The following is a 6,842-nucleotide window of genomic DNA, read 5'->3' on the forward strand; positions in this document are numbered from 1 at the left end:
CTTTAAAGATGAGTAGTATGAAATGAAAATTTATTAATGAAAAAGTATCAATTTTGGCGCGGTGGTTACTCGATCTAGAAATGAAAAAAATAGCAGATAACTGGCCTAATCTAGCGTTAGACAGTCGTATTAGCGCCATTGCTTTTACTAAACTATTTCTATACTTAATAATAAAAAAAGGTGCAGTGGCACCTTTTTTTATAAGAATTGATAAAGAAATTCATGCTCTCTTTAGTGCACTCAAAATTGTTATTTCGCGAATACTTTAAACCCCCAAGCAGGCAGGGTTAGTGTTGAGCTTTCAGTAAACTCAACTATTTCTTTAGAAAGTACTTCTTTATATTTTCCTGTAAACAACGGCTCTTTAAAGCTGACAGTTTTAGGCTCTTTTGAAAGATTGAATACGGCAAATACTTTATCGTTTCCTTTTGCACGAACAAAGCTAAGCACCTGCTTAGGTGCGGTGTTTGGTACATGTACCATGCGGCCGCCAAATTGACCATTCCACAGGGCTTCATTGTTATGTTTGAGTGCAAATAGCGATTGGTATAAATCACCGATAGGGTGCTTTTGCCACTTTATTGGGTCGCGTTCGAAAAAGGCGAGTCGTTTATCGTTGCCAGCTTCTTGACCGTTATAAATCATCGGGAAACCTTCGCCAATCACAGAAAGTGTAATTACAGCTTCAAGTGCATCGCCGTAGTTTTCGAACATGGTGCCTTCCCATGCATTGGTGTCGTGATTTGCAACACCTACAAGGCGGTACGCCTCGGCCGGGAATGCACTTTCATTCCATGAATAATAAAGGAAGAGAGCGCTGACATCGGCATGAGCATTTACGATATTATGCATATGCTTAGACCATGACCAAGCGTAAGTCATATCGAATGCTTTAGCATGTAAATCACGAGATTCCCACTCAGCCAGCATTAAAACAGGCTTTATTTCATCAAGCTCACGGCGAACGTTATTCCAAAAGTCGACGGGTACAAAGCCTGCCACATCACAGCGATAGCCATCAATACCTACTTCTTTTACCCAGTATTTCATTGATTCAGTCATATACTTACGCAGCGCTGGCTTTGAATAATCAAAATCGATAATGTCAGACCAATCCCACCAAGGCGTTGGCCTAAAGTTTCCTTGATAATCACGCTCGTACCAATCAGGGTGCTCATAGCGAAGCCAATTATCCCAGGCACTGTGATTCGCTACCCAATCTAAAATAACATACATACCCATTTCATGAGCTTTATCAACAAAGGCTTTTAGATCATTCAATGTGCCAAATTCAGGGTTTACTTTACGGTAATCTTTTACAGAATAAGGGCTACCTAAACTGCCCTTGCGATTTTCTTCGCCAATAGGGTTAATGGGCATGAGCCAAATAATATCTACACCTAATGCTTTTAAGCGAGGCAGCTGTTGCTGTGCTGCAATAAAGGTTCCTTCTGGAGTAAATTGGCGAGTATTTAATTGATAAAGTACCGCATTTTTTGACCATTCAGGATGAGTTATTTTTACATAGGCTTCTGGTTCATAGGCACTTTTTGTACTTGTGGTTTGTGAACATGCAGCGAGTAAGCTCAGTGTAAATATAAGCAAGCTTTTGGTAAGAAGTGAATTCATGTCAGACCTTGTTGTCAATTTAAATTGTGTGTACTAACAAACAGTCTGATAAATATATACCCAAGGTTTGTGTGTAACAAATTTGTACATACGTATTCACAGTATATTTACGTAATCGATTAAGTTCATCTTTCAAAAGTGTATTTAAAGGGCTAGGAAGGTAAAAACTTAAATGATTAAACCGGGTCGGGTATATGTTAAAACGACAGCAATGCATAGCCAAGCTGTCGTTTAAATATGCTGAGCTAGGCTGAAATCATAAAAGCAGATTTACTGGCATCCCAGCTGATCAGTTTTTTAATTTCTAGCTCTTTTAAAATGGTTAGTAATTCAGAGTCACTTAGACAACAGCCTTGTTTTAATGTATCGAGTGATATCTCTTTATTACGGCTATGAAGCTTAGAGGCCAACATAATACGGTAGATTAATTTTGACTTACGGTTCATAACGCATCTCCTCCACATTTTTGTTTATAGCAATTAGTTTGCTACTTGGTTTTATAATTTGGTCTAATGTGTACTGATGGTTTTTTCGACTATGGGGGATCTTTTTAGCTAAGTCAATTAATATCGAATGATATTTGTACAGCGCTATAAGAGAGGGGGTTAGTAGTAATCTACAAATATAACTCATTGAAAATATGTAATAAGTTACGCTTTTAAAAATTGGTATATTTATAAGAAATTAAAAATCAGAGGGTTATCGCTGTACTATAAAAGCTTAGTCAATGAGCTCATCGCGGCTAACTGCAATTGCATCATGCAGCGCTTTAAATAGTAAATGCTTTTCAATGGGTTTGCCTACGTGGCCATTAAAACCACAGTTCATGTATTCGATTATATTTTCTTTCATCACGTTGGCAGTCAAGGCAATAACGGGAATCTCTTTATCAATACTACGAATATGGGAGCAAGCTTCGATCCCCCCCATAATTGGCATTTGTATATCCATTAAAACTAAAATGGGGTTAAGTTGTTTAAATAACTCGACTGCTTCAGTACCATCTTTTGCAAAATGAAGATCTGCGTTGGTTTCTGCAAGCATCGATTTGATGATCATAGTATTGAGCGGGTTATCTTCAGCAATTAATAAGGTTTTAGCCGATAAATCAGGTGCGGTTACATCAGTAAAGCTATCATTTAAGTGTTGCTTTTCAGAGACTTTGAGCGGTAAATAAACCGTGAAATGGGTGCCTTTACCGAGTGCGCTGTCTACATCAATACGGCCGTTCATACGGTTAATGAGATTAGCGGTGATCGACATTCCTAATCCTGTCCCGCCAAAACGCCGCGTTATGCTGTTATCGGCTTGCTGAAAACGGTTAAACAGGTGCATTAAACCCTCTTTGCTCATACCAATGCCGGTATCAATCACTTCTATCTCAACACCTTGCTTTTGGATTTGCGAAGATTTATTAATCTTTACTTGCACGCCACCTTGCTCGGTAAATTTAACGGCGTTAGAAACCAGGTTTAAAATAATTTGTCGAACCCGAACTGGGTCTCCTATCCATAAATCTTCAACGTCATCGTCTATATCTATGTTTAATTCAATTGCTTTTTCGTTACAAAGCGGCAGAAAATCAGAATTGATCGACTCAACGACCTTCGACATCGAAAAATCCACCTGTTCAATATAAAGCTCGTTCGCCTCCATTTTCGAAAAGTCTAAAATATCGTTGATAATGGTAAGGAGTGATCGACAAGAAAACAGCGCCTTAGAAACAACTTCAATATTTTTCGGTTTTTGAATGTTCGGCTGCAAAATTTGTAAAAGCCCCATTATGCCATTGAGTGGGGTGCGTATTTCATGGCTCATATTTGCTAAAAACTCTGATTTTATTCTCGCTCCTTCTACCGCACGCTCAGTGAGCTCAATCTGTTGTTTATATGAGTTTGATAGCTTTCTAAAGTAAATAAGCAATATGCTGGTGAGCAATATGATTGTTAGCACATGCACGATGTAAGCAATTTGAAAGTTTTCATCAATAGCGATGCTTTTATTTTGGAGTATTGAGTTTACATGTTGCTCAAAAGCGGCAAGTGCCTTTAAAGCGGCTGCGTCATCCACTTTTACTGTAGAGTCTATTTGCTCGCTTGTAGCGCCGTTAGTAATCATCTTTAAAACAATATCGACTTTGTCTTCATATTCAATAACCGTTTTTTTAACGTCACTAAGTGCTGTTTGATCGTATTCTTTTATTGCGCCAAGTTTGGCAAAGATCTCTTTTATTTCGCGGAGTTCATTTTCAATGGGCGGTAGGTATAGATCTGTATTTTTTCTTAGTACTAGGTTTTTAAAATGGTGAATAAAGCCACCATAACCGAGTTTTTGAATTAGCTTGTCGTGAAGTACATAAATGTTAGCGGCGGTTTTTGAATAGTCATGCCATTGTGAGTCAACATTTCTGTAAAAGAATAAAGAGGTAACAGTAAGCGAAGCTACTAATGCAATCATGATAATGGCATTTACTTTTAACTTGTTTTTAGTTTGCTGCAACGCTTTTATCATCAGTTTACGGCACCTATCCTGTTGTTATTCTAAGCATAGCGCATTTTTATTTGTTCACATAAGAAAGGGTAAAAGCTGTGACGGCTTTTTTATGAAAATATTAAAAGTCCTATACAATGGAAAAGTAATCTAACGTGTTCAAAAGCCCTTTGTAAAATAATGATTTGAAATTAATTGATTTAACTGTACTTTTTTCGTACTTGTTGTATCTTAAGTTGGTACGCTATTTTAAGGTTTAATTGAGTGTAGGCTAACACTCATTTGTTAAGTGGAGTAAAGGATATGCACGCACACACAGTCAAAGAATCAGCAGCAACTATTCAATCGGGTGTCGCAAAAGCGGATGGTAAGCTTTTAGTTACTGAACAAGACATTGTTTTTGAACCGTTTAATAAAGAGTTAGGCTTAGGCCCATACAGATTTTCACGAGCGCAAATCAATAACGTTGATAAGTGTTCAGGTAAAGGTGCGGGTATTTTGCCAATCACAGCAGATGGAATTCGCATTACTCTAAATAACAAGGATGTATTTGAGTTCATTTTAGCAAACCCTGATGAGTGGCTAAGCGTACTTGCTCACTAAGCAAACCGCAAACCTTCAAAAAGACGGCATATTATAGCAACGTGTCATAATATGCCGTGTTAGCTTTTTATGAATTAATTCCCTTTCTTCGCAACACATTGATCTCAAACAATACTAAGGCAAACTTCTTAGGTTATTTTACACATCTAAACTATTAAATTGCTCGTTGCTTATTAACGGAGGCTCTTGGGCAAATGATCAACTTAGATGAACAACACCTAGTTTCACTCGAACGCGGTTTTCATATTCCACCTAAACCTGAGCTATTGAGCCAAATTGCCGAAGAAATGCAAAAATCTGATGCAAGCTTAGATAAAGTAGCTAATTTAATATCACGTGACATTAGCCTTTCGGCCTTATTATTAAAAACAATCAACAGCCCCGTGTTTGGCTTACAACGCACCATAAGTGATATACGCCAAGCGGCGATGTTTTTAGGGTTAGATCAGCTTAATCGGCTGGTAACTTTGGCTCTCCTAAAGCAAAACTTTAAAGGCAATGCTTGTATTAGCTTAGAGCGCTTTTGGGATGAATCGGTTGAAGTTGCAAATGCCTGTGTGTTGCTGGGTAATCGTTATAAGTCTTTAATGCCAGTGGATGAGCTTTATTCATTAGGGCTTTTTCATAATGTAGGTATTGCTGCTATGGCATTAAAATTTAGAGATTATGTTGAGGTACTCAAGCAAGCAAACCTAGCCAAAGAGCTCGCAATTACAGACCTTGAACAAGCACGTTATCAGTGTGACCATGCGGTGATTGGCTACTTTATTTCTGTATCATGGCACCTACCTAAGCCACTATGTCACGTTATTTTAAATCATCACAACACGCACTTTTTAGAGCAAAGCAATGATGAGCAGCAGCGTATGGCGTATGCCATTTTAAAGTGCGCAGAGAGTGCTGTGGACTATGCGCGCCACCAACAGTATTCAAGCGAGTGGTTTAAAATTAAAGAGCAATGCTTATCTGAACTTGGCATTGTTGACCAAGATTTTGCAGATATGGTCGAAGATTACGTCGACAATGCGATGGCGAGCTAAAGCTGCTTAGATTTTATTTCCTCTCATCTTAACTTCGATGCGGTAGCGAGTGCAGACTTGCTAACTTTGGTTTTTTTACACTTCATTAAAGCATAGTATTACTATACTTTCATACCGTAGCAAGGCATCATAACTTTTTCTAGGGAGAGATTATGATGCTTAAATCTTTGTTACTATTGGTTTTATGTACCAGTTCTGTGATGGCTGCAACGAGTTTACCAGATAATCGCCACATCGTTGTTAAAGGTGAGGCTGTTGTGCGTACTGCTCCCGATATGGCTAATATCACGTTAGAGTTTGAATCTGTAAAAGCTGAAAGTTTGCAAGCGAAGCAGCAAGTCGATACGCAAGTGAACAAACTTCTTGCGGGATTAAGCAATTTTTCTATAGACGAAAAAAGTATCTCTGCGGGGCGGATATTTGTTGAGCCCAATATGCGTTATGACGAAAACGATAACCTAGCTAAAGATGGTTTTCGAGCCACGCGTAAGCTCAAAGTCAGCCTTAAACAACTCTCTCTTTTGGATGGTTTCTTAAACTTTGCGCTTAAAGTGGGTGTCAATCAAATCGAGCAAATTCAACTTTTATCAACGAAAGCCTCAAACTACGAGCAAGTCGCTCTGAATAAGGCTGTAGTGAATGCCAAACAACAGGGGAGCAGCCTTGCTAGCGCATTCGAAGCGAAACTTGGTCGAGTGTATAGTATTCAATCGCAAGAGGTAGGTAGTCACTTCGGCTATGGTAGCAACAACAATATTGAACAAATTATGGTAACGGGCTCACGTATTAATGCAGTCCCAGAAGGTAAGTATTTACAAGAATCGATTACCTTCAGAGCAAGTGTCAATGTTGTGTTTGATTTGTTGTTAGAATAATTCTTTCTTTTAAGAATGCTTTTTAGGTACCAGCTTAATTGTAAGTTCTTGTTTTTATTTTAAATTCAAATAATTGATTTTAATGGGGTATTTTTATTGCCTTTTTTAGGGTGTCTTTTTGGATGTCTTTTAGGAATTTTATATTTTAATTTGCAGCTCAATTAAGAATAAAATATCTTGATTTTGTGCGGCGTTGCTACTATTG

6 protein-coding genes are annotated in these 6,842 nt (G+C 38.1%); 3 read left to right on the plus strand and 3 right to left on the minus strand.

Annotated features, from left to right (window positions below; all coding sequences use genetic code 11):
• Window positions 1-249 precede the first annotated feature (249 nt).
• The 3 genes from L1D46_RS18950 to L1D46_RS18960 form a co-directional block, all read right to left on the minus strand.
• On the minus strand, window positions 250-1,629 hold the full coding sequence (locus L1D46_RS18950; protein WP_178927202.1) for an alpha-amylase family glycosyl hydrolase: 1,380 nt from the start codon (window positions 1,627-1,629) through the stop codon (window positions 250-252).
• Between the two features lie 245 nt (window positions 1,630-1,874).
• Window positions 1,875-2,075, minus strand: a complete 201-nt coding sequence (locus tag L1D46_RS18955) for a hypothetical protein (protein WP_130051041.1) — start codon at window positions 2,073-2,075, stop codon at window positions 1,875-1,877.
• 274 nt (window positions 2,076-2,349) lie between these two features.
• Complete coding sequence (locus L1D46_RS18960) at window positions 2,350-4,140, minus strand: ATP-binding protein (RefSeq protein ID WP_239978041.1); 1,791 nt, start codon at window positions 4,138-4,140, stop codon at window positions 2,350-2,352.
• Window positions 4,141-4,422: 282 nt separating this feature from the next.
• Here L1D46_RS18960 and L1D46_RS18965 point away from each other — a divergent pair, with 282 nt between their 5' ends.
• The 3 genes from L1D46_RS18965 (at window position 4,423) to L1D46_RS18975 (ending at window position 6,637) form a co-directional block, all read left to right on the plus strand.
• Window positions 4,423-4,722 carry a hypothetical protein gene (locus tag L1D46_RS18965; protein ID WP_130051043.1) on the plus strand — a complete coding sequence of 100 codons (300 nt, stop codon included), beginning with the start codon at window positions 4,423-4,425 and terminating at the stop codon, window positions 4,720-4,722.
• Between the two features lie 194 nt (window positions 4,723-4,916).
• Entirely contained in the window at window positions 4,917-5,762 is an 846-nt protein-coding gene (locus L1D46_RS18970; RefSeq protein WP_130051044.1) for an HDOD domain-containing protein, read from the plus strand.
• Between the two features lie 152 nt (window positions 5,763-5,914).
• Window positions 5,915-6,637, plus strand: coding sequence for an SIMPL domain-containing protein (locus tag L1D46_RS18975; RefSeq protein WP_239978042.1), 723 nt, complete (start codon window positions 5,915-5,917; stop codon window positions 6,635-6,637).
• Window positions 6,638-6,842 lie beyond the last annotated feature (205 nt).

The organism is Pseudoalteromonas sp. Isolate3, from assembly GCF_022398505.1.
GTDB lineage: Bacteria > Pseudomonadota > Gammaproteobacteria > Enterobacterales > Alteromonadaceae > Pseudoalteromonas > Pseudoalteromonas apostichopi.